Source organism: Microbulbifer sp. SAOS-129_SWC (genome assembly GCF_039696035.1).
Lineage (GTDB): Bacteria > Pseudomonadota > Gammaproteobacteria > Pseudomonadales > Cellvibrionaceae > Microbulbifer.
This window is the reverse complement of the sequence record NZ_CP155567.1, coordinates 793700-814046: the sequence shown is the minus strand read 5'-3', so window position 1 is coordinate 814046 and position 20347 is coordinate 793700. Positions and strand designations below refer to the sequence as shown.

Annotated in this window: 21 protein-coding genes; 13 read left to right on the top strand and 8 right to left on the bottom strand. The window is 60.5% G+C overall.

The features are described 5' to 3' along the window. The first annotated feature begins 7 nt into the window (after positions 1 to 7). The 8 genes from ABDK11_RS03460 (at position 8) to ABDK11_RS03425 (ending at position 6304) form a co-directional block, all read left to right on the top strand. A complete protein-coding gene (locus ABDK11_RS03460) occupies positions 8 to 670 on the top strand; it encodes a hypothetical protein (protein WP_346838906.1) in 663 nt (220 codons plus the stop codon). Between the two features lie 12 nt (positions 671 to 682). Beyond that, on the top strand, positions 683 to 1345 hold the full coding sequence (locus ABDK11_RS03455) for a hypothetical protein (RefSeq protein ID WP_346838905.1): 663 nt from the start codon (positions 683 to 685) through the stop codon (positions 1343 to 1345). A 27-nt stretch (positions 1346 to 1372) separates the two neighbouring features. Continuing rightward, complete coding sequence (locus ABDK11_RS03450) at positions 1373 to 2827, top strand: M48 family metalloprotease (protein ID WP_346838904.1); 1455 nt, start codon at positions 1373 to 1375, stop codon at positions 2825 to 2827. A gap of 95 nt (positions 2828 to 2922) precedes the next feature. Then, a complete protein-coding gene (locus ABDK11_RS03445) occupies positions 2923 to 4554 on the top strand; it encodes a long-chain-fatty-acid--CoA ligase (RefSeq protein WP_346838903.1) in 1632 nt (543 codons plus the stop codon). A 127-nt stretch (positions 4555 to 4681) separates the two neighbouring features. Continuing rightward, positions 4682 to 5107, top strand: a complete 426-nt coding sequence (locus ABDK11_RS03440; protein ID WP_346838902.1) for a GNAT family N-acetyltransferase — start codon at positions 4682 to 4684, stop codon at positions 5105 to 5107. Positions 5108 to 5169: 62 nt separating this feature from the next. Beyond that, a complete protein-coding gene (locus ABDK11_RS03435) occupies positions 5170 to 5490 on the top strand; it encodes a heavy metal-binding domain-containing protein (RefSeq protein ID WP_346838901.1) in 321 nt (106 codons plus the stop codon). 144 nt (positions 5491 to 5634) lie between these two features. Continuing rightward, positions 5635 to 5859, top strand: coding sequence for a zf-TFIIB domain-containing protein (locus ABDK11_RS03430; RefSeq protein ID WP_346838900.1), 225 nt, complete (start codon positions 5635 to 5637; stop codon positions 5857 to 5859). Positions 5860 to 5989: 130 nt separating this feature from the next. Beyond that, the gene (locus ABDK11_RS03425) at positions 5990 to 6304 is read left to right on the top strand and encodes a hypothetical protein (RefSeq protein ID WP_346838899.1); all 315 of its coding nucleotides are present in this window, start codon (positions 5990 to 5992) and stop codon (positions 6302 to 6304) included. Positions 6305 to 6360: 56 nt separating this feature from the next. Here ABDK11_RS03425 and ABDK11_RS03420 read toward each other — a convergent pair whose 3' ends face one another. The 3 genes from ABDK11_RS03420 to ABDK11_RS03410 form a co-directional block, all read right to left on the bottom strand. Continuing rightward, entirely contained in the window at positions 6361 to 7140 is a 780-nt protein-coding gene (locus tag ABDK11_RS03420) for an enoyl-CoA hydratase (RefSeq protein ID WP_346838898.1), read from the bottom strand. A 202-nt stretch (positions 7141 to 7342) separates the two neighbouring features. After that, positions 7343 to 8257, bottom strand: coding sequence for an arginine deiminase family protein (locus ABDK11_RS03415; protein ID WP_346838897.1), 915 nt, complete (start codon positions 8255 to 8257; stop codon positions 7343 to 7345). A 71-nt stretch (positions 8258 to 8328) separates the two neighbouring features. Continuing rightward, on the bottom strand, positions 8329 to 9579 hold the full coding sequence (locus ABDK11_RS03410; RefSeq protein ID WP_346838896.1) for a Zn-dependent hydrolase: 1251 nt from the start codon (positions 9577 to 9579) through the stop codon (positions 8329 to 8331). 129 nt (positions 9580 to 9708) lie between these two features. Here ABDK11_RS03410 and ABDK11_RS03405 point away from each other — a divergent pair, with 129 nt between their 5' ends. Next, the gene (locus tag ABDK11_RS03405) at positions 9709 to 10491 is read left to right on the top strand and encodes a tryptophan 2,3-dioxygenase family protein (protein WP_346838895.1); all 783 of its coding nucleotides are present in this window, start codon (positions 9709 to 9711) and stop codon (positions 10489 to 10491) included. Positions 10492 to 10636: 145 nt separating this feature from the next. On the opposite strand, the gene ABDK11_RS03400 is transcribed toward ABDK11_RS03405, so the two are convergent. Both ABDK11_RS03400 and ABDK11_RS03395 read right to left on the bottom strand, forming a co-directional pair. Continuing rightward, positions 10637 to 11059, bottom strand: coding sequence for a biopolymer transporter ExbD (locus ABDK11_RS03400; protein ID WP_346838894.1), 423 nt, complete (start codon positions 11057 to 11059; stop codon positions 10637 to 10639). 185 nt (positions 11060 to 11244) lie between these two features. Then, positions 11245 to 11697, bottom strand: coding sequence for a methylglyoxal synthase (locus ABDK11_RS03395; protein ID WP_346838893.1), 453 nt, complete (start codon positions 11695 to 11697; stop codon positions 11245 to 11247). Positions 11698 to 11871: 174 nt separating this feature from the next. Here ABDK11_RS03395 and ABDK11_RS03390 point away from each other — a divergent pair, with 174 nt between their 5' ends. Further along, entirely contained in the window at positions 11872 to 12276 is a 405-nt protein-coding gene (locus tag ABDK11_RS03390; RefSeq protein ID WP_346838892.1) for a hypothetical protein, read from the top strand. 155 nt (positions 12277 to 12431) lie between these two features. Here the strand turns inward: ABDK11_RS03390 and ABDK11_RS03385 are convergent, their stop codons facing one another. Continuing rightward, positions 12432 to 13265, bottom strand: a complete 834-nt coding sequence (locus tag ABDK11_RS03385) for a hypothetical protein (RefSeq protein ID WP_346838891.1) — start codon at positions 13263 to 13265, stop codon at positions 12432 to 12434. Positions 13266 to 13570: 305 nt separating this feature from the next. Here ABDK11_RS03385 and ABDK11_RS03380 point away from each other — a divergent pair, with 305 nt between their 5' ends. Then, complete coding sequence (locus ABDK11_RS03380; protein ID WP_346838890.1) at positions 13571 to 14386, top strand: hypothetical protein; 816 nt, start codon at positions 13571 to 13573, stop codon at positions 14384 to 14386. 170 nt (positions 14387 to 14556) lie between these two features. On the opposite strand, the gene ABDK11_RS03375 is transcribed toward ABDK11_RS03380, so the two are convergent. Both ABDK11_RS03375 and ABDK11_RS03370 read right to left on the bottom strand, forming a co-directional pair. Next, positions 14557 to 15486 (bottom strand): phosphoribulokinase, encoded by a 930-nt coding sequence (locus ABDK11_RS03375; protein WP_346838889.1) that lies wholly within the window; start codon positions 15484 to 15486, stop codon positions 14557 to 14559. Between the two features lie 256 nt (positions 15487 to 15742). Next, complete coding sequence (locus ABDK11_RS03370; protein ID WP_346838888.1) at positions 15743 to 16450, bottom strand: cyclic nucleotide-binding domain-containing protein; 708 nt, start codon at positions 16448 to 16450, stop codon at positions 15743 to 15745. A gap of 351 nt (positions 16451 to 16801) precedes the next feature. Here ABDK11_RS03370 and ABDK11_RS03365 point away from each other — a divergent pair, with 351 nt between their 5' ends. Together ABDK11_RS03365 and ABDK11_RS03360 are read left to right on the top strand one after the other, a co-directional pair. Then, positions 16802 to 17983: a TonB family protein gene (locus ABDK11_RS03365; RefSeq protein WP_346838887.1), complete on the top strand. Its 1182-nt coding sequence runs from the start codon at positions 16802 to 16804 to the stop codon at positions 17981 to 17983. A gap of 204 nt (positions 17984 to 18187) precedes the next feature. Continuing rightward, on the top strand, positions 18188 to 20260 hold the full coding sequence (locus tag ABDK11_RS03360) for a M13-type metalloendopeptidase (protein ID WP_346838886.1): 2073 nt from the start codon (positions 18188 to 18190) through the stop codon (positions 20258 to 20260). Positions 20261 to 20347: the final 87 nt, after the last annotated feature.

Genomic DNA, 20347 nt, shown 5'->3' with positions numbered 1-20347 from the left:
GTGCATCATGGCTTTCCCGAAAAACGGATTTTCAGAGGTCGCGAAAATCACTCTATTGGCGGTGGTGCTATTCGCCGCCGGCTGTGCGCATACCGTACAGGTTGATGGCCAGTTCCCGACACCGGTCGGCACCCAGTTCCCGCTGACGGTCGGGGTCTACCTGAGCCAGGACTTCCGCAACTACCGCTACCACGAGGACAGCGAGGACCGCGATGAGTGGAACATCGATACCGGTAGCGCGCAGAAGAACCTGTTCACCACCGTGCTCGATTCAATGTTCACCAAAACGGTGGCGCTGCCGAGCTACCCGGAGAGCCTGCCGAAAGATGTGGAGCTGGTCATCGTTCCGGAAGTACGCGAGCTGCAGTTCACCATGCCACGGGAGACCCGGGTCAATATTTTCGAGGTGTGGATCAAGTACGATATGCACGCCTATGACGCCAAAGGCAATACGGTCGCCAACTGGGTCATTACCGCCTACGGCAAGACGCCCACGGCGTTTCTGAAATCCCGCGAGGCAGCCCTCGCCCAGGCCATCAACGTGGCCCTGCGCGATGCCGGCGCCACATTGTATACCGGCTTCAAACGGGTTCCGGAACTACAGGCATTCGTGGCCAACAAGCAGCGGGCAATTTCCCTGAAGGAAGCTGCCAGTACCGCTGCGGAATAACAGGAGGTTATTGTGGTCAGATCAGTTTTTATTTTCGCGCTGCTGTTGCTCAACGGTTGCACCACTGTCGTTATCGATGAGTATCGGCGCACCAATGGCGAGCTGGCCAAGGGCGACAGTGTCGTAATTCTCGGCCGCCGCCACTCCAGCGAATACGAGACCGAGCCCGACCTGATCGAATGTGTCGGCGACAAACTGCGCGATCCGGAGCTCGGCGTCAACGTAATCCCCGAGCAGCAGTTTGTCGATGCGATGTACCCCTGGTTCGAGCCGCGCACCGCCCCGCTGCATCTGAAGTCACTCGATCGCCTGATGGAGGAACCGGAAGTGCGCAAGCGCCTGGAAGCCTTCGGGGTCAAATATATTGTCTGGATCGACGGCTCCACCGAAACCACATCCAGTGCCGGCTCGATCGGCTGCTCAATCAGCACTGCCGGCGCAGGCTGTTTCGGCTTTGGCACCTGGGACAATGAGTCCGATTACGAGGCCTCGGTGTGGGATTTCCGCGACCAGAAGTTATCCGGTAAGCTGAGTGCCGACGCCAAGGGCACTTCCTATATGCCGGCAATTGTGATTCCGATTCCGCTGATCGCGCGGGTACAGACCAATGCCTGCAAAGGAATGGCCGCACAGCTGAAGCAATTCCTGCTTCCGGCGCAGACCAGCAGCAGGTAATGACGGGCAACAAGGGAGGGAAACGCGATGCACTATATCAATAAAATACTCGCCGTGGTCGTCATCACAGCCGCCACCGGCTGCGCCTTCAACCCGGCCACCAACCGGCCAGACCTGGTGTTGATGTCCGAAGAGAAGGAAATCAAGATCGGCAAGGAAATGAACGAGAAGCTGGTCGAGAGCACCCCCATCTACAAGGATCCGGTGCTGACCGCCTACGTGAACCACGTCGGCCAGAAAGTGGCTGCGGTCAGCGACCGCCCCAACCTGAAATACCACTTCACTATTATCGACAGCCAGGATATCAACGCTTTCGCCCTGCCCGGCGGCTATGTCTATATCAACCGCGGCCTGCTCACTTACCTGCATTCGGAGGCGGAGATGGCCGCGGTACTGGCCCACGAGATCGGCCATATCACTGCGCGCCACGCCGTGCGCCAGAAAACCGCCGCTACCGGCGCCGGCGTCGCCTCGGTGCTGTCGGTGCTGGTCACCGGCAGCGGCGTGGTCGGCGACGTGACCAACTTGTGGAGTACCGCGGCGGTCAAAGGTTACGGCCGCGAGATGGAGCTGGAGGCAGACCGCTTCGGCGCCAAGTATATGTACAAGGCCGGTTACGATCCGCAGGCAATGATCAATGTGCTCAGCTTGCTGAAGGACCAGGAAACCTTCGCGCGGCGGCGCGCACGCCTCGAGGGCAAGAAGCCGCAGACCTATCACGGCGTTTTCGCCTCGCACCCGCGCAATGATATCCGCCTGCAGAAAGTGATCGAGGAAGCCGGCAAGCTGCCGGAAAACCAGAAGGTCACCAAGGTGGAGGACTACCGCGAGAAAACCGACGGCCTGGTTTACGGCGATAATGCACAACAGTCGGAAAAAAACCGCTACAACCACAAGCGCCTGGGCTTCTCGATGCTATTCCCCGACGGCTGGAAAGTGGATAACCAGCGCAACGCCATCGTCGGCACTGCACCGGACAACTCCGCCACCATTACTCTCAAGGTGGAACAGCGCCACAACAATCAGCCGGCGGATATGACCCTGCGCGAATTCTACGATGTGCGCTCGCTCGACCAGGATGAAGCCCTGAACCAATACCGCCTGAGTGGCCACACCGGCAAACTACCCGATCGCGATGCTGCCGCACCGGAGCGGGTAGCGGTGATCTACTACGGCAGCCGCGAGTACTTCCTCGAGGGGCGCATCAATACAGCCGACGCCAACGACAAAAAGAAACAGGAGAAATACGACAACCTGTTCCTGACCAGCATCCGCAGTTTCCGCCCGCTGCGCAAAAGCGACATCGTCAACCCCACCATCAGGCATGTCCGTTATGTGCGCGCCAACGACAAAACCACCTTTGAAGCCCTCGCCCGGCATATGAAGATCGGGAATTACGCCGAGGAGCAGCTGCGCCTGCTGAACGGCTACTACCCCCGCGGGGAACCCAAACCCGGCGAGTGGATCAAAATAGTCCAGTAACAGGGCGGTGCGGGCTGCCCCTCGCGGCCCGCGCCACCAACGCAGTAACCGTCATCAATCGCAGTACCACTATAACGATAACCGAGGAGCAGACCATGCAAGGCCTGATGATGCACTCCCAACTGACCCTAACCGATATCATGCGCCATGCCGGCGCCAATTTTCCCGACAGCGAAATCGTCTCGGTTACTGCGGACAACCCCGCACACCGCTATCGCTATCGCGATGCCTTTGCCCGCACTGCGCAGCTGGCACACGCACTGCAGAAGCTCGGTGCCCAGCCCGGCGAGCGTATCGGCACCCTGGCCTGGAACGACTACCGCCATTTCGAGCTCTACTACGCCACCTCCTGCAGCGGCCTGGTGTGCCACACCATCAATCCGCGCCTGTTCCCGGAACAGATTACTTATATCGTCGAGCACGCCGAGGATCGCTGGCTGTTCATCGATCCGATGTTTCTGCCATTGGTGGAAAAACTGGCAGACCAGCTGACGAGCGTTAAGGGCTATGTGATTCTCACCGATAGCGAGCATATGCCCACCACCAGCCTGCCCAATGCGCATTGCTACGAGGAGCTGCTGGCACTTGAACCAATGGAGTTCGACTGGCCACAGCTCGACGAGCACACCGCGGCGGCGCTCTGCTACACCTCCGGCACCACCGGCAACCCCAAGGGAGTGCTGTATTCCCACCGCGCTATGGTCCTGCACACCTACGGGGTGCTGATGCCGGACGTGTTCGCACTGCGCGGCGATGAAGCGGTGTTGCCGGTTGTGCCGATGTTCCACGTCAACGCCTGGTCGATTCCCTACGCGGTGCCCGCGGTCGGCGCCAAGCTGGTATTTCCCGGGCCCAAGATGGGCTGTGGCGAAACCCTGTCCCGGCTGATTCGCAACGAGCGCGTCACCATCGCCGCCGGCGTACCGACGGTGTGGCTGGCACTGCTGCAATACCTGCGCGACAGCGACACCACGGTGCCGAGCCTCGAGCGCGTCGTCGTCGGCGGTTCCGCCTGCCCGTGGCGGATCATGGAGGAGTTCGAGCAACAGCACGGCGTCTACACGCACCACGCCTGGGGCATGACCGAGATGAGCCCGCTGGGAACATTCAATGCGCGCGTCGCCAACGACCTGCCCGCCGACGCGGCCCGCGCACAGCGCCTCAAGCAGGGCCGCGCGGCCTTCGGCGTGGAGATGCGTATTGTCGATGACAGCGGCCAACCCCTGCCCCACGACGGCACCGCGTTCGGCGCGCTGCAAGTACGCGGTCCCTGGGTGTGCGAACGCTATTTCAAAGCCGGCGAATCCGCACTCACTGCCGACGGCTGGTTCGATACTGGCGATGTTGCCACCATCGACCAGTGCGGCTACCTGGGCATCACCGACCGCACCAAGGATGTGATCAAGTCGGGCGGTGAATGGATTTCCTCCATCGAACTGGAGAACTTCGCCATGACCCTGGATGGCGTCGCCGAGGCCGCCGTGATCGGCGTCAGCCACGACAAGTGGTCCGAGCGCCCGCTACTGGTAGTCGTGCCGACGGAAGGCGCTGCGCCCGATCCACAGGCACTGCTGCACGCCTTCACCGGCAATGTCGCCAAGTGGTGGATACCGGACGACTGTATCGTTGTCGAGACGCTGCCCCACACCGCCACCGGTAAAATCAGCAAGAAAGACCTGCGCGAGCAGCTGGCCGATTATCGCTGGCCGGAAGCAACTCCCGTTTGACCGCACAGGCCCCGCCCAACGGTGCCCGCTTTGGTGGGTGCTGCTTTGGTGGGTGCTGCTTTGGTGGGTGCCGCTTTCGCGCTATAGTCGGACTGACCAAAAATAATGAGACAGCGAGGAATCGGCAGTGGAAGTCCACCTGGCCACAACGGCAAGCGAACTGGAAAAGGTCGGTACCGTCCTGCTGCAGTTGCGCCCGCAATACGATATGGAAAGCCTCGTGGCACAGATCCAGCGCCAGCAGGCGGAGGGCTACCAGCTCGCCTATGTCGAGGACGCCGGGCGGGTGCTGTGTGTGGCGGGTTTTGTGGTCGCACAGAAGCTCGCCTGGGGCAGGCATATCTATATCGACGACCTGGTGACAGACGCCAGCTACCGTTCCACCGGTGCCGGCAAATACCTGCTCAACTGGTTCAAGGACTACGCGCGGGAAATTGGCTGCGGCCAGATACACCTGGACTCCGGCGTACAGCGCTTCGCCGCACACCGATTTTACCAGCGCGAGGGCTTCGCCATCGCGAGCCACCACTTTTCCCTCACTGAACTGAACTGAACTGAACTATAAGACGAAGACGCGGCGCAAAAACTGGTCGTTGCGCTAAACGGAGAGCATTGATGCTGAAAACCACTACATCCACCGTACAGGGCCGCGAAGTTGAGCAGTATCTCGGTGTCGTCGTCGGCGAGGCCATACTCGGTGCGAACGTGTTCAAGGATCTGTTCGGCTCCATCCGCGATATCGTCGGCGGCCGCTCCGGTGCCTACGAAAAGGAAATGGGCCGGGCCCGCGAAATCGCCTTTGAGGATATGGAATCCGCGGCCAAAAAACTGGGCGCCAATGGCATCATTGGTATCGATATCGACTACGAGGTGGTCGGCGCCCAGGGGGCGATGATGATGGTCAGCGTCAGCGGCACCGCGGTAAAAGTTCGCTGATGGCATCGCCACTGGTCTATTTTTCAGTGGAATCGCATTTCCACGGCCCGCGAACCCGAATGGGCTGAATGGGTCGAATGAGGTGAACGAGCCGAATAAAGCGCTCAACCTATCAAGCAAACCATCAATGCCGAGGAGACCGCCATGCAATGTCCCCGCTGTGAAAACGCCGAGCTGCTGTCCAAGGACCGCAGCGGCATCGAGATCGACTACTGCCCCGACTGCCGCGGTATCTGGCTCGATCGTGGAGAGCTGGAGAAACTGATCGAGCGTTCGTGCAACCACCAGGCCGGCGATGAGCACCACAGCGAAGAGCCGGAAGTGCACAAGCTGAAACGCAACCTGATCACCGAACTGTTCGATTTCTGATATCGGAACCCAGAACCCACGGCCGCCGCGGCGAAATCGCAGCGCTACGGATTCGCCGCCAGCAGGGCCGCACAGTGACAGCAGCAAAATGCCATCAGGAAATGCTATCAGGAGAGGAGCGGGAACCGCGATGCAGATGGATCCAACCCAGTTTTTAACCGAAGTGGAGGCTCGCCTCAGCCGCCTGTTTTCCGCCAGCAAGTGTGGCTACCGCATGCCGGCGCAGGAACGGCACCGGCTGGAGGGCTTTATGCAGGCGGGCGTCTATCTCGGCCTCACCAACAACCGTGAACTCGCCGAGCTGATGGAGCGCTGCCACCAGCAACATTTCGGTATGAGCATCAAAGAGCGCCAGCGGGTGAAACCGCTCGATTGGCGCTACGACCAGCTGGACTACAGCGCCTTCGAACCACCCGCCTACGTGCGCAACGCCCGCGACCGCTGACGGCTGCAGCGGAAGTTGCGCCGGACGCCGCCGGCGCCATAAATCCCGAATCCGGGTTACTCGAAGCGGGAAAAGTCCGCCGGGCGCTTTTCCATGAACGCAGTCGCGGCCTCGCGGAACTCCTCGGAGCCGAGGCGCTCGAGGAAGTGTTTCGCCTCTTCGCGAATACACTCGAGGCCCCGCTCGTAGGTGCCCTTGCGCAACAAGCGCTTGCTCAGACGCACGGCTTCCGGCGCCCGGGTCACCAGCTCCGCCGCCACTTCCCGCGCCCGTGTGAGCACCTCCGCCGCCGGCAGTGCGGCGTTGCAGATACCCAGTTCCACCGCCTCGCAGGCATCAAATTTCTTGCCCAGCAACAGCAGCTCCGAAGCCCGCGCGTGGCCGGCGATGCGCGGCAGCAGAAAGCTGGAGGCGTATTCCGGGCACAGCCCCAGATTGACGAACGGCATCTGGAACAGCGCGTCATCGCCGGCGAACGCCATATCACAGTGCAACAGCATGGTGGTGCCGATCCCCACGGCCGGGCCGTTCACCGCGGCGATCACCGGCTTGGGGAACTGGTACAGGGCCTGCATAAAGCGGAATACCGGTGACTCCTCGCCCTGCGCCGAGCCACCGAGGAAGTCGGTCAGATCGTTGCCACTGGTAAACACGCCGCCGGCGCCGCTAATCACCACCGCGCGCACTTCGGCGTCAGTCGCGGCATTCTCCAGCAGATCGGCCATGGCCGCGTACATGGCCATGGTCAGCGCGTTCTTGCGCTGCGGCCGGTCGATGGTGATTTCCAGCACGCGCTCGGCGAGCTGTGCCTGTATTTCTTTACACGGACTCTGCATTGAATTCTCCGTCAGGGTTGCTGACCCTCCGCCGCGCGTCGTGGCGCGCGCGGAGAGTACCGGGATAGCGGCGGCAGCCGCCCACAAAGACATCCATATTAGCTGCCCGGGCGCGGCGCGCTAGGTCCGAATCAACCAGGCCCATGTGCGGTTTCGCACTCGAAGGTCGGGGCCTGGTGAAAAAGTATTTTCCCGCAGCCGGCTAGGCCACAGAGTCCCGGCGCAGCGGCTGGCACATGCAGTGCACACCGCCACCACCGGGTGTGATCATGGAGATATCCGGATCGATCACCTCCAGGCCGTGCGCGCGACACTTCTCCGCCAGGCCCACATTGGCCTTGGGCAGCATCACCCGATCATTGCCCAGCGCCACCACATTGACCCCCAGCTCCAGCACCTGCGGGAAGGGAATGTCGATGATCTCGATATTGCGCGCCCGGAACCACTGCACCAGCTCGGGCTCCACCGCGTCGATACAGATGGCGGCGAGCTTTTCCGCCAGCATGGCCACCATAACGTCGATATGCAGGAAAAAGGGGTCGAACTGGTAACCCTTGACTTCCCAGCCCTCCTTTTCCACCCAGCGCTTCATCTGCTCGAAACCCTGCGGGCTGGTGCGCTCGCCGGAGTAACCGCACAGGATGACGCCCGGTTCCAGCACCATGAAATCACCGCCCTCGAGCGAGCCGGCGGTGATGCAATCGTAGATCGGGATCTCCAACTCGGCGTATTTCTGCACGATCGGCACCCACTCGCCACGGCGCCACGGGCTGTACATCTGGGTCACGATCGGCCCCCAGGGTGTCATCACCGAGGAGTCGCGGCCGTAAATCTGGTACGGCAGGCTGCTATCGGCCGGAATCAGGTGCGTGTTGACGCCGGCGTGGCGATAGGCGTCGAGCATTTCCGCATGCTGGGCCGCAGCCACCTTGTGGTCGAACTGCATGCCCAGGCGCTCGGCGCGGCGCGCGCTGGCATTGCCGGTGCGCCAGCTGAAATTGTCCACCGGGCCGATCAGCACATCGCGCAGCGGGCCGTACTCTGAATCCATACCCCAGTTGGTCAGCGGTTGGGTGCCGCCGTTGTCGAGGCGGCGGCGGAGGGTAAATTCGGTCATGGGTTTGGGTTTCCAGTCTGGTTCGGCGCGGGCGCCGGGCGCCCGCGCGGGGAAATTGGATGGGAATGGAGTCAGTCGGCGATGCCGGCGCGCGCGAGCATTGCGTGCAGCAGGACGTTGCAGCCCGCCTCCAGATGATCCGGTTCGGCCGATTCCGCCTCGTTGTGCGACAGGCCGCCGGCGCAGGGCACGAAGATCATCGACACCGGCGCCACGCGGGACACATAGACGGAGTCATGACCGGCACCGGATACCATCTTGCGATGGCTGTAGTCGAGCGACTGCACCGCGCCCTCTACGGCGTCGATGCACGCGGGATCGAAGTGTACCGGCGGCGAGTGCCACTCCTCGCGCACATCGATGGTCACCCCGGTAGCCTCATCCACCTGCTCCGCCAGCCGGTAGAGACTGCGGTGCAGGTGTTCCAGCCCCGCCGCCTGCGGGTGGCGCAGGTCCAGGGCCAGTACAACCTTTTCCGGCACGGTGTTGCGGCTGCCGGGCTCCGCGCGCAAGTCGCCACAGGTCATGCGGGCATCATCGGAGTAAGCCTTCACTTCGCTATAGAGACGCTCACACAGCAGCGCCAGCGCCTGCACCGGATCGCGGCGGTCGCTCATGGGTGTGGGGCCGGCGTGGCAGGGTGTGCCGTGAAAGGTCACATCGTACCAGCGGATGCCCTGCACACCGGTGACCACGCCTATCACCTGGTCCTGCTTTTCCAGGATTGGTCCCTGTTCGATATGGGCCTCGAAGGCAGCGGTAATCGGGTGGGGCTCGGCCGGGGCGTCGCCCAGATAGCCGATGCGCCGCAGCTCTTCGCCGATGGTGGCGCCGGCTTTGTCGGTGCGGCTGTGACCATAGTCGAGATCGAATTCACCCGCCCAGACGCCGGAGCCGATCATCGCCGGGGAAAAGCGGGCGCCCTCTTCGTTGGTCCACACCACCAGCTCCAGCGGCGCGCGGGTGCGGATATCGTGCGCTTCCAGCGTGCGCAGCACCTCGAGCCCGGCCAGCACACCGTAGACGCCATCAAATTTGCCGCCGGTGGGCTGGGTATCCAGGTGCGAACCGGTAACTACCGGTGCCATCTGCGGATCGCTGCCGGCGCGCCGGGCGAAGATATTGCCCATGCGGTCGACGCGGATGTCACAACCGATATCCCGGCACCAGCCGACGAACAGGTCGCGGCCTTCGCGATCCTCATCGGTCAGGGCCTGACGATTGCAGCCGCCGGCGGGGGTGGCGCCGATACGCGCCATTTCCATCAGGCTGTTCCAAAGGCGCTGACCATCTATGCGCAGCGCCTGCACCGTGTTTTCCATTTGCAGAGCTCCAGACCTTATAATGGCACCAATATTAACCGTTTATCCGAAATTTTAGTTTTGATCGGAGCTGCTTAAAGAAAGCATTATTTCGCTATCGATCAAATATCAACCAGGTGTAACCTCCAGATGACCGTGACCTACAGCTCCTACCTGAAAGTAGACGACCTGCTCAAATGCCAACAACCGCTGTCCGACGGCCCCGAGCACGACGAACTACTGTTTATTGTCATTCACCAGAGCTATGAGCTGTGGTTCAAGCAGCTGCTGCATGAACTCGACTTTCTCGTGCGCCTGTTCAATGCCGGCGAGCGCAACCGCGCGCAGCATACGCTCAAGCGGGTGGATGCCATCTACCGCACGCTGATTCAGCAGGTGGATATCCTCGAGACCCTGACACCGCTGGAATTCCTGTCGTTTCGCGATCGCCTGTCCACTGCCAGCGGCTTCCAGTCGTTCCAGTTCCGCGAACTGGAATTCCTCTATGGCGCCAAGGATGCGAAAAAACTGGAGAATTATGAGCCCGGCTCCGAGCACTACCTGCTCCTGCAAAAGCGCCTGCAGGCACCCACCCTGTGGGACGCTTTCCTGAACTTCCTCGCCCAGGAGGGGCATCCCATTCCGGCAAGTGAACTTAACCGGGATTTCAGTCAGGTTGCCGAGCCATCCACCGCAGTACAGAAGGTGCTGATCGATGTGTATCGCAATGACCCTCAGGTAAGCGAAATCTGCGAGGCCCTGGTGGATATCGATACGTCGCTGCAGCAGTGGCGCTACCGACACGTAAAAATGGTGGAGAGAACCATCGGTCACAAGATCGGAACCGGCGGTTCCAGTGGTGTGGGCTACCTGCAGAGCACCCTGTTCCGCCCGGTATTCCCGGACCTGTGGGCGATCCGCGCGGAATTCTGAGCGGAGTGCGCGCCGCCGGGCGGCGCTGCCACTAAGCAGGCTGCGGAAAAAGCCCGTCTCAGCAGCCTGTTAGTCGCCCGGACGCAAACGCCGGGCATAAAAAAGCCAGCTTTGCGCTGGCTTTTTTGGGTAAACCCGCCGGCTATCAGCCGTCGTAAGGCACCAGGGAGACCTGGATATTCGGGTTTACCTCTTTGGCCGCATCGGTGATCTGTACATAGGTGTCGGCACTGGACTTGTTATCCGCGCGCACAATCACAATCGCCTGCGGGTTCTCGGCATACAGCTGCGCGATACGGGCACGCACGGCGCGGGTATCGATACGGCTATTGCCCATGTAGATCTCGTCGTTGGCGGTGACGTTCAGCAGGATGTTCTGCTTGTCCGGGTTCGGCGGATTGTTCTTGGTCTCGCTCGGATCCGGTACGTTCACGTCCAGCGCCTTCTCTTTAACGAAGGACGCCGTCACAATGAAGAAGATCAGCATGATAAACACAACGTCCAGCATGGGCGTCAGGTCGATTTCGGCTTTGTCCTCTTCTACGGCCTTACCGCGTCGTCTACTCATAAAACACCGTACAGTTAGCTAATGCGAATGGCGCCGGATTGACCGGTCTCATCAGGTGGGCAAGATTGCCGCGAAATTGTCAGGTTTGCAAGCAAAACCTGCATTGCAAGTAAAATACCTATAACAATCAATGACTTATAATATCATAACAGGCCTGAAGAACAAAAAATATACAGCCAGAATGCCTAGCGCTTGGCCAGATAGCCCTGATAATCGGGTATTTCGCGCTCAAAACTGGCCTCCATCAGCGCCGACTGCACCATCATATCGGCGCTGCTGCCGTTACACGCCACCGGGATATTCCACACCGCGGCGATCCGCAGCAACGCCTTGACGTCGGGATCGTGGGGCATCGGCTCGAACGGGTCCCAGAAAAAGATCAGCAGGTCGATCTCCCCCTGACAGATTTTCGCCCCCAGCTGCTGGTCGCCCCCCATCGGGCCGCTGAACAGCTTCTCCACCGTCAGGCCCGTGGCCTCTTCGACCCGCGCCCCGGTGGTGCCAGTGCCGTACAACTGGTGGCGCTGCAATAACGCCCGGTGGCGGCTGCACCACTCGATCAGGGCAGCCTTGCGGTTGTCATGGGCCACCAGAGCCACCCGCTTGGTGGCTGGCAGGGGTTGCGAAATAAACTCCATCTTGCCCTCGTTCTCTATTCATTATTGGTAGCCGCGCTCCGGCGCGGCCCTCTATTCTAACCGCATCCTTCTATAAAGGACGCGACTGCCGCCGCACCGCTGTCGGCATATCCCCACGGCCGTTATAATGCGCGGCCCGTTTTACCGCAGATTTTACCGCAGAGGAGCGAACGCATGAGTGTCGGAGCCTGGGAACCGAAGCCCGCAGCCAATACCGGCGGTACTGAAGACGCGATTCCGCGCGCACTGCTGCAGCGCTATATCGACGCGATGCAGGCCGATACAGCGCTGGCCGACGCGCTCGATGACGCCGCCCGTGAAGCGTCGTACCTGATCCGCATGCCGGCGCAACGCTGGCTGGACGAGAGCGCGAATTGGAACGGCGGCGAACTGTGGCAACTGATCCGCTTTTTCACCCTGGCGGAGCAGCAGCTCGCCGGTTGGGACGCGGGCGCCGAGTCCGCGGTAATTCCGCTGGCCAAGGCGCTGCGCCAGCGCCGGGCCCCGCTGGACCGCGAACAGCTGCAATGGATCAAGCAGCACTCGGACAACCGCTACCTGCCTTACGGGCCGCTTTAGCCGGCCGCAGGAAAACACCTGCGCGGCGGGCGGTCAGCCGCGCATAGCCTTTTCTGCCCGACGGCAACACCTCCCTGACAGCGATACAACTGCAGCAAGAATATCGTCCGCCGTATCAAGGCCGCCCGCGGCGGGCGCCAATTTCGGCATCATTGCTATTCGTCTTCCTCGATGCGGAATAACTGTCCGCGCAGCATTTCCGCATTTCCCGGCACCCGGTAATTACCGGGCAGATGGCGCCACACGACAGTACCATCGCGCTCCAGCAGCCAGATACCCGGCCGACAGGCCGCAGCGCTGCCCCCCAGCAAGCGTATCCACAGTGGCGCACCCGCCGCGGCGACAAACCATGGATTGTCATCGCCGCTGTTCAATTGCAACCATTCACCGCGGGCACCCGCCGGCCACCAGCGTCGCCAGCGCTCGCGGCTCTCGGTACTGATCAGCACCGGGCAGATATTGCGCCGGGCGAGTGTTTCCTCGATTTCCTGAAGCCCCGCGAGCAGACAGCGGCTATCTGCGCAGTAACTGCCGCGCAGAAAAACCAGTAGCAATCCCGCGCAATCGCCGGCACTCGCCGCCTGCTGCGAACGCCACTGGCCGCCAACAGCGTTCAGCGCGGGAAAGGGCTCGCCGGCGGGCAACCCATGCGGCTGTGTCAGAGCACTGAGATGGAACAGGTAAACCAGCACGGCAAAGAGATTGTAAATTGCCAGATAGAGCGGCATCCCCTTTTCACTATCGGTCAGCAGTACCACAGCCAACCCCACCAGCAGCGCAGTAAAGGCAGGAGTCTCGCGCAGATCACCGCTGTATCGCGGCGCGCGAAAATAACGCAGTAACATCCACACAGGCAGAGCCCAGGCATTCAGCAATAAGCCGAACCAGGCAATCTCACCGGAGTAAATCCCGTGAGCAAAAGCCCAGATTCCACAGCTCCAGAGCCAGATAAACGCGATAAAGGTAAAAAAGCCCTTAAAATTATTCATTGCGAGGTAAAAATGGCCTAAAAACACTTGCATTCAAGTATATAAATAAGCTGCAATTAGCGCGATGATTTTGGGGGCATCTCTATCAATCATTTTTGCCCATTTTTTCAATTCGAATTCCCTCCAGTTATTCAGATTCGTAGCGGCCAATTAGCGCTGCGGCTTACCTGAATAACCTGAATATTGCCGCCGGCCTGACTCCCGGCGATAACAGTGGGACGCAATTGAAAAATTGGTAACTAATGAAGAGTGATTGATAGAGCTGCCCCTGCATCTACAACAACACTGAAAGACAGGGATATTTTATGGCTGCAAAGAAGAAAACCGTGGGCGCCAAGGCGAATAGCGTTGCCGCTCTCGAAGCCGAGCTGAGCTCGCTGAAGTCCAAGCTGGAACAGGCGCGTACCAAGCAGGAAAAAGACGCTGGTAAAGACGCTGACAAGCTGGCCAAAGACTCTGCCAAGGCCGCCACCAAGGCCAAGGCAGCGGCTGACAAAGTCAAAACCGTTCGCGCCAAGAAGAAAACCGCTGCCCAGCAGAAGCAGCTGAAAGCCGCCCAGGCTGCTGCCAAGGCCGCCAAACAGGCCGCTGACAAGCTCAAGGAAGCCGCCAAAGCTGCCAAGGCCAAGCTGAACGAAATCAAAGCGGACAACAAGATCGCTACCAAGGTAGCCAAGGCTGTGGCCAAAGAAGAGGCCGCGGTTGCCAAGAAACTGGCCGCCGAAGAGAAGAAGCAAGCCGCTGCAGAAGCGAAGAAAGCCGCAGCTGCCGCCAAGAAAAAAGCCGCGGCAGATAAAAAGAAAGCCGCCGCCGCCGCCAAGAAGAAGGCCGCTGCAGAGAAGAAAAAAGCTGCTGCTGCGAAGAAGAAAGCTGCTGCTGCAAAGAAAAAAGCTGCGGCAAAGGCCAAGACCGCTGCCAAGAAGAAGCCCGGTCGCCCGAAAAAAGCGGCTACCGCCAAGAAATCTCCGGGTCGCCCGAAGAAGGCTGCCGCAGCCAAGACCTCTGCAGGCCGCCCGAAGAAGGCCGCCACTGCCAAGAAGTCCCCGGGTCGCCCGAAAAAGGCCGCTGCCAAGAAGGCTCCGGCTCGTCGCGGCCGTCCGCCGAAGGCCAAAACCGCCTGAAGCAAACCCTCGCGGGCCTGAGGTATACCGATGGCCCGCTCAAGGCCCGGCTGCACTCCGCAGCCAGGCCCCGCAAACCCCGGCGCCCTGCCGGGGTTTGTCATTTGATACCAGCCGGTTTTTCTATGCGCTTCCCGCTTATCGAGCAGACCGACTACGCCCGCTGACACTCACTCCGCAGCGCTATTGAGCCGCAACCCGGCAATCCGGTGATCGCGTCCCAGCTCAAAGACGCAATCGGCCCGCGGCGGCATGTCCCCCAGCAGGTTCAGGGTAATCCGCTCGTAGTGCTGTACGAATCGCTCCAGCGCGGCATCGCTCATGCCCCCACCTGTTCGTGCGCGCAATCTGTGTTCCTGGAGTCGGCGCCACTCCAGTACGCAATCCATATCCGGCACTTTCAGCATCAGCAGCCGATCCAGTTCCGCAAACAGGCGACGGTAAGGGCCAGCCAGCTGACTGTTGACGTAGTTGCGCCAGCGACCGTCGGGATCCGCTTCGCGCTCCAGCCGGTTGATCGGTTCCGCCGCATCGAGCCACGGCCGCGCACCCACACACCAGCCTTCGAACAGCAGGATATCCGCAGCCCCCTGCCAGAGCGTCCAGGTGGCCGCGGGCGCGCGATCGTCGATGGATTTATCGAATCGGGGAATAGGTACCGGGCGCGTGACATCCCGCGCACGCAGCGCGGCGATGGTATCCAGCCCCAATTGCACGTCGTGCGTACCCGGCACACCGCGAGTGGCGAGTAACGGGTGAACCCGCTCGGCGAGCAACATGCGCTCCGCGCGGGTCAGGTAGAGGTCGTCGAGGGAAAATCCGACAGCGTGTAGCGCCATCTGCGCCCACACCATCTGCAGGAACTCGGTCAGGGTGGATTTACCCGAGCCCTGGCCGCCACAAATGCCCACTACCAGCAATTGGCCCGGCTTGCGCAACTGCGCAAGCCACACCGCAAGTGGCAGGAGATAGTCGTCCACCAGCAGGTCGAAGTCCGCCGGCAATTGCTGCCGCCGGACAAATTGATCAATTTGCGACCGCAACTGCTGGCGCCATTGCATCGCACTGGCGCTTACCGCCCGGGGCCAGGTATCCGTCATTGCCGCAGCCTCTCTGCTGAATTTGCGCGCATCCACATCCGGTTGTGCTCCCACCCGACAGCAGTGCGGGCTGCGATCCGCAAGATCATCAGAAACGCCAACCGTATTCGGCCAGGGGCAACCTACTTTGCGCACCGCTCTGCCAGCGCAAACCGGCCCCACCCTGAAAGCGGGAGTCGGGCGCCCCTGTACTACCCCTGTACTACCAGTACTAAAAGGGAATGCAAATCCCGTGCGCAATTCTGCCGGCGGGAACTCAGGAGAGCATGGTCTCGAGAAAATCCGACATGTCGGATGTCTCGTCCATCAACTGACCGCTGCCGAATTCGGCATTCCAGTCCAGCAGGATCCGGGCAAGGGAGCGGGCCTGCTCGGCGAGGGACAACAGTTCTTCGCGGCAGTTTTTGGGGCCGGTATACAGTTTCAGCTTGCGGTGGCTGTCGGCCAGCTGGTTGTCCGGGTACTTGGAGCGATAAACCTCCAGTTTCCAGCGCAGGGAGTGCACCATATTGCGGTAAAACACCAGCTTGGTCGGCAGGTGCAGCAGCGAAAAATCCTCCAGGTCGCCAAATAACGTGCAGTCCACGCTCAGCACCTGAATATCTCTGCTGCCGGGCGCCGCGATAATGGTGGCACTGCGCGGTTCGGCCAGCAGCATGGACAGATCGCCGAAGACCTCGCCGGGGCGAATCACGGCCAGCGGCCGCTCTCCAGCCGCAGCGGGCTCACTCTGCACATCCATCAACACATGCAGCTCACCGCGCAACAGGAAATAGACCCAATGATCTACATCGCCTGCGCTCAATAATTGTTCACCAGCCTGCAGACTGACCAGCCGCGAGCGTTTCAGCAGTACGTCGTACTGCCATTCGCTACTCGCACGAATATCGCGAAATAAATGAATGACATTTAACAGGCGATCCACGGCATCGCGCGGATACTCACTGAGTGGTTTACTATCCATCCGGTTAAAACTTATCTGTGAATAAATGAAAGTCCCGGGCGGAACGGCTGCCGGAACCTTTGCGTAATCAGACCTTGGAAAATACAGCACCAAGCCAGTGCATTCTATCGAAAGGTGACCACTGTCTTCCCTGCAACGGTTCAATTTTGAGAAAACGAGACATTCTACCCGTTTCAGGCTTGAACTCCATTGCAGTTGAAGTAGAGTTAGGCACAGTTCAGATTAAATTGTTCCATTGTGCCGGGGGTTTCGCACAATAATTGATCTGGCCGGCACACCTCGGGGGAGGGGCTGCCGAAACGCTTATCCGCCGGATCCATCCCGTCCGGAAATAATAGACATCGATCGACCATGAAACCGATAAAATTCGTCATCGCCCTGATGGTATTTGCGACGGCGTTATCCGTCCAAGCCGCACCTCTTCTAAACGGACTCGCCCTGGGTCAGGAATTCAACAAGGACCGCTATATCGCCGCGGTGTACGCCGATCCACTGGCGGAAAGCGCAAGTTCCCTGCTCGACAATGGTACGCCGCGCCGTCTGGAGGTCCGGATTATCGCCGACAGCCTGTCCGCACGTCGCTTCCGCAACCAGTGGATGGAAGGCATCGCCATCAACAATCCCAGCTCTACCCTCAGCGGCCAGGCTGACAACATGGTGACCTTCGCCAAAATGTTTCACGGTCGCCTCAAGAAAGGCGACCATTTGAGCGTCGACTTCACCCCGGCTTCCGGCACAACCACTGTCGCCCTGAACGGCGTCACTCTGGGGAAAGTGGAAGACCGCAACTTCTTCAACACCCTGCTGCGCGCCTGGGTCGGTGCAGTACCGCCCTCCAGCGAGTTTCGCGACGGGCTGCTGGCAGCCGGCGACGTGGACTCGGGCATGCTCGGCCGCTATGAATTACTGAAGCCGGGCAGCACGCGCGTAGCCCAGGTGCGCGAACAGGTGCAGGCACGCAGCGCGGCAGCTGAAGAAGAAACCGTTGCCAGTGCCGAGCCGGCGATGGACAAACCCAAGCCCAAAGCCCCGCTCGCCTCCGCCGACATTCCGCCGCCCACCCTCGCCTCCATCGGCGACAAGGCCGCCTCCGCGGCCAAGAAAGCCACCACACCGAAGTCGAGCAAGCCGCAACCGAGCAAGTCGAAACCAGCCAAGACCGTCGCCAAGCGCGCACCGGTACCGGCTGACGAAGACGATGAAGATGAAGACGAAGCGCCGCTGACTGCCGACCTGATCCTGGCCCGCCAGCTCTACCACTCGCAGCTGCTGCGTTACACCTACGGCTTCATCAAGTACCCGAAACGCGCTCAGCAGCGCGGTCAGGAAGGCACCGTGATGCTGTCCGTGACGATCAACGCCAACGGCCAGGTCACCGATGTGCAGGGGCTGCAGGACTCCCGCTTCAGCGCCCTGAACCGCGCCGCCCGCGAGGCGGTCCGCGACGCCAGCCCCTACCCCTCCGCGCCGGCGCAGCTGGTCAAGAGCGGCTTCAAGTTCACCCTGCCGATCACCTTCCAGCTGAAGGATTGATCCCCAGAGCCCCGCTGATGCGGGGCTTTTTGTTTTACCGTCCCGGCCGGGCGCAATCATGACCACTCCCATCAGACCAGTCACACTCTGACCACTCACCGAACTCCGGCGACGCCCGGCCGCAGCCCGGTTGCCCCCCGGCGCCCATGGGGCGTAATATCCAACAGGAAAATACGCCTAACATTCTTCGATAAAAGGCCAAAAATGAACAAATTACTGCTTTCTCTCGCCATTGCCGGCCTGGTTGCCGGCTGCTCCAAATCCGAGGCGCCCGCCGACCAGGCCAGCGCCCAGCCTGCCAAGACCACCACTGCCAGCGCCGAACAGACCCAGCTGGGCTCTGGTATCGACCTGTCTGCCATGAACACCAAGGTTCGCCCGCAGGACGACTTCTTCGACTACGTCAACGGCACCTGGCTGAGCAAGACCAAAATCCCGGCCGACAAATCCCGCTGGGGCGTATTCGACAAGTTGCGCGACCAGAGCACTGCGCAGGTCAAGGCCATTATTCTCGATGCCGGCAAGCACTCCGACGACGCCGACTCTGCCAAAATTGGCGCGCTGTACAACAGCTTCATGAATGAAAAGCAGATCGAGGCCAAAGGTCTCGCGGCACTCGATGGTGAAATCGCCAAGATCGATGCGATCAAAAACCGCGCCGACCTGTCCCAATACTTTGCCTACGCCGATGCCATCGGCTACGACGCTCCCTTTGGTATCTACATCAACCAGGATGCCAAAGACGTCGACCACTACATCGCCTACTTCTCCCAGTCAGGCCTGGGCCTGCCCGACCGCGACTACTATTTCGATGACTCCGAAAAAGGCAAGAAACTCCAGGCCGCGTACATCGACTACCTGACCAAGCTGCAGGAACTGGCCGGCATGAGCGATGCCAAAGCCGGTGCCAAGACGCTGTACAACCTGGAAAAGAGTCTCGCCAAGCACCAGTGGACCCGCGTCGAGAACCGCGACGACGAAAAGACCTACAACAAAAAGACTGTGGCAGAACTGGAAGCCATGGTCCCGGCAATCGACTGGAAAGACTACCTGCCCACCGCCCAGCTGGAAAATGTCAAAGACGTAATCGTCAACCAGCCGGACTACTTCGCGGCAGCCAGCAAGATCATCGCCGATACCGATATCCCCACCTGGAAGCGCTACTTCAAGGTCAAGCTGTTGAGCTCCATGGCCCGCTACATGGAAAAAGACCTGGCGCAGCTGAATTTCGATTTCTACGGCACCAAGATCCGCGGCGTTACCGAAATGGAACCGCGCTGGAAGCGCGCCGTAAACTTCGTCAATGGCGCCGCCGGCGAACTGGTGGGCAAGCGCTATGTAACCAAGAACTTCCCGCCCGAAGCCAAGGCGCGCATGGTGGGCCTGGTCAACAACCTGCTGGACGCCTACCGCGATTCCATCCAGACCCTGACCTGGATGAGTGCCGACACCAAGAAAAAAGCACTGGAAAAGCTCGACAACTTCACCGTGAAGATCGGCTACCCGGACAAGTGGCGCAATTACGACGCGCTCAAAGTCAGCGGCGACAGCCTGGTCGGCAATGTTCTGGCCGCCCGTAAGTTCGATACCAACTACGACCGCAGCAAACTCGGCCAGCCGGTTGACCGCCACGAATGGCACATGTATCCGCAGACCGTGAATGCTTACTACAATCCGCCGATGAACGAAATCGTGTTCCCGGCAGCGATTCTGCAGCCGCCGTTCTTCAACCCGGACGCAGATGACGCGGTTAACTACGGCGCCATCGGCGGTGTCATCGGCCACGAAATCGGCCACGGTTTCGACGACCAGGGCAGCAAGTACGACGGCAAGGGCTACCTGAACAACTGGTGGACCGACTCCGATCGCAGCAACTTCGAACAGCTGACCGGAAAGCTGGTGGCCCAGTACAACAGCTTCGAGCCGCTGCCGGGCGAGCACGTCAACGGCAAGCTGACCCTGGGTGAGAACATCGGCGACCTGTCCGGTCTCGGCATTGCCTACAAGGCATACCAGAAGTCCCTGAACGGCAAAAAAGCGCCGGTGATCGATGGCTTTACCGGCGACCAGCGCCTGTTTATGGGCTGGGCCCAGGTATGGCGCGGCAAGTCCCGCGATGAAGCCCTGAGCCAGCTGATCAAGACCAACCCGCACTCGCCGGGCCAGTACCGGGTACAGGGCGTCCTGCCGAACATCGCCGCCTTCTACCAGGCATTCGATGTGAAGAAAGGGGACAAGATGTACCTGCCGAAAGACAAGCGCGTGGTGATCTGGTAACAGCCCCGATCGCTTGAAATAAGAGAGCCCCGCCCCGGCGGGGCTTTTTTGTGCCCGCCCCACACTGACCCGCAACCACAATTTGCG

Excerpts from the sequence above, each read along its gene's own strand:
- ABDK11_RS03360 (WP_346838886.1), top strand. The coding sequence starts at position 18,188 with ATGAACAAATTACTGCTTTCTCTCGCCATTGCCGGCCTGGTTGCCGGC.
- ABDK11_RS03400 (WP_346838894.1), bottom strand. The coding sequence starts at position 11,059 with ATGAGTAGACGACGCGGTAAGGCCGTAGAAGAGGACAAAGCCGAAATC.
- ABDK11_RS03425 (WP_346838899.1), top strand. The coding sequence starts at position 5,990 with ATGCAGATGGATCCAACCCAGTTTTTAACCGAAGTGGAGGCTCGCCTC.
- ABDK11_RS03395 (WP_346838893.1), bottom strand. The coding sequence starts at position 11,697 with ATGGAGTTTATTTCGCAACCCCTGCCAGCCACCAAGCGGGTGGCTCTG.
- ABDK11_RS03405 (WP_346838895.1), top strand. The coding sequence starts at position 9,709 with ATGACCGTGACCTACAGCTCCTACCTGAAAGTAGACGACCTGCTCAAA.
- ABDK11_RS03445 (WP_346838903.1), top strand. The coding sequence starts at position 2,923 with ATGCAAGGCCTGATGATGCACTCCCAACTGACCCTAACCGATATCATG.
- ABDK11_RS03435 (WP_346838901.1), top strand. The coding sequence starts at position 5,170 with ATGCTGAAAACCACTACATCCACCGTACAGGGCCGCGAAGTTGAGCAG.
- ABDK11_RS03385 (WP_346838891.1), bottom strand. The coding sequence starts at position 13,265 with ATGAATAATTTTAAGGGCTTTTTTACCTTTATCGCGTTTATCTGGCTC.
- ABDK11_RS03410 (WP_346838896.1), bottom strand. The coding sequence starts at position 9,579 with ATGGAAAACACGGTGCAGGCGCTGCGCATAGATGGTCAGCGCCTTTGG.
- ABDK11_RS03370 (WP_346838888.1), bottom strand. The coding sequence starts at position 16,450 with ATGGATAGTAAACCACTCAGTGAGTATCCGCGCGATGCCGTGGATCGC.
- ABDK11_RS03375 (WP_346838889.1), bottom strand. The coding sequence starts at position 15,486 with ATGACGGATACCTGGCCCCGGGCGGTAAGCGCCAGTGCGATGCAATGG.
- ABDK11_RS03430 (WP_346838900.1), top strand. The coding sequence starts at position 5,635 with ATGCAATGTCCCCGCTGTGAAAACGCCGAGCTGCTGTCCAAGGACCGC.
- ABDK11_RS03450 (WP_346838904.1), top strand. The coding sequence starts at position 1,373 with ATGCACTATATCAATAAAATACTCGCCGTGGTCGTCATCACAGCCGCC.
- ABDK11_RS03380 (WP_346838890.1), top strand. The coding sequence starts at position 13,571 with ATGGCTGCAAAGAAGAAAACCGTGGGCGCCAAGGCGAATAGCGTTGCC.
- ABDK11_RS03415 (WP_346838897.1), bottom strand. The coding sequence starts at position 8,257 with ATGACCGAATTTACCCTCCGCCGCCGCCTCGACAACGGCGGCACCCAA.
- ABDK11_RS03365 (WP_346838887.1), top strand. The coding sequence starts at position 16,802 with ATGAAACCGATAAAATTCGTCATCGCCCTGATGGTATTTGCGACGGCG.
- ABDK11_RS03460 (WP_346838906.1), top strand. The coding sequence starts at position 8 with ATGGCTTTCCCGAAAAACGGATTTTCAGAGGTCGCGAAAATCACTCTA.
- ABDK11_RS03420 (WP_346838898.1), bottom strand. The coding sequence starts at position 7,140 with ATGCAGAGTCCGTGTAAAGAAATACAGGCACAGCTCGCCGAGCGCGTG.
- ABDK11_RS03390 (WP_346838892.1), top strand. The coding sequence starts at position 11,872 with ATGAGTGTCGGAGCCTGGGAACCGAAGCCCGCAGCCAATACCGGCGGT.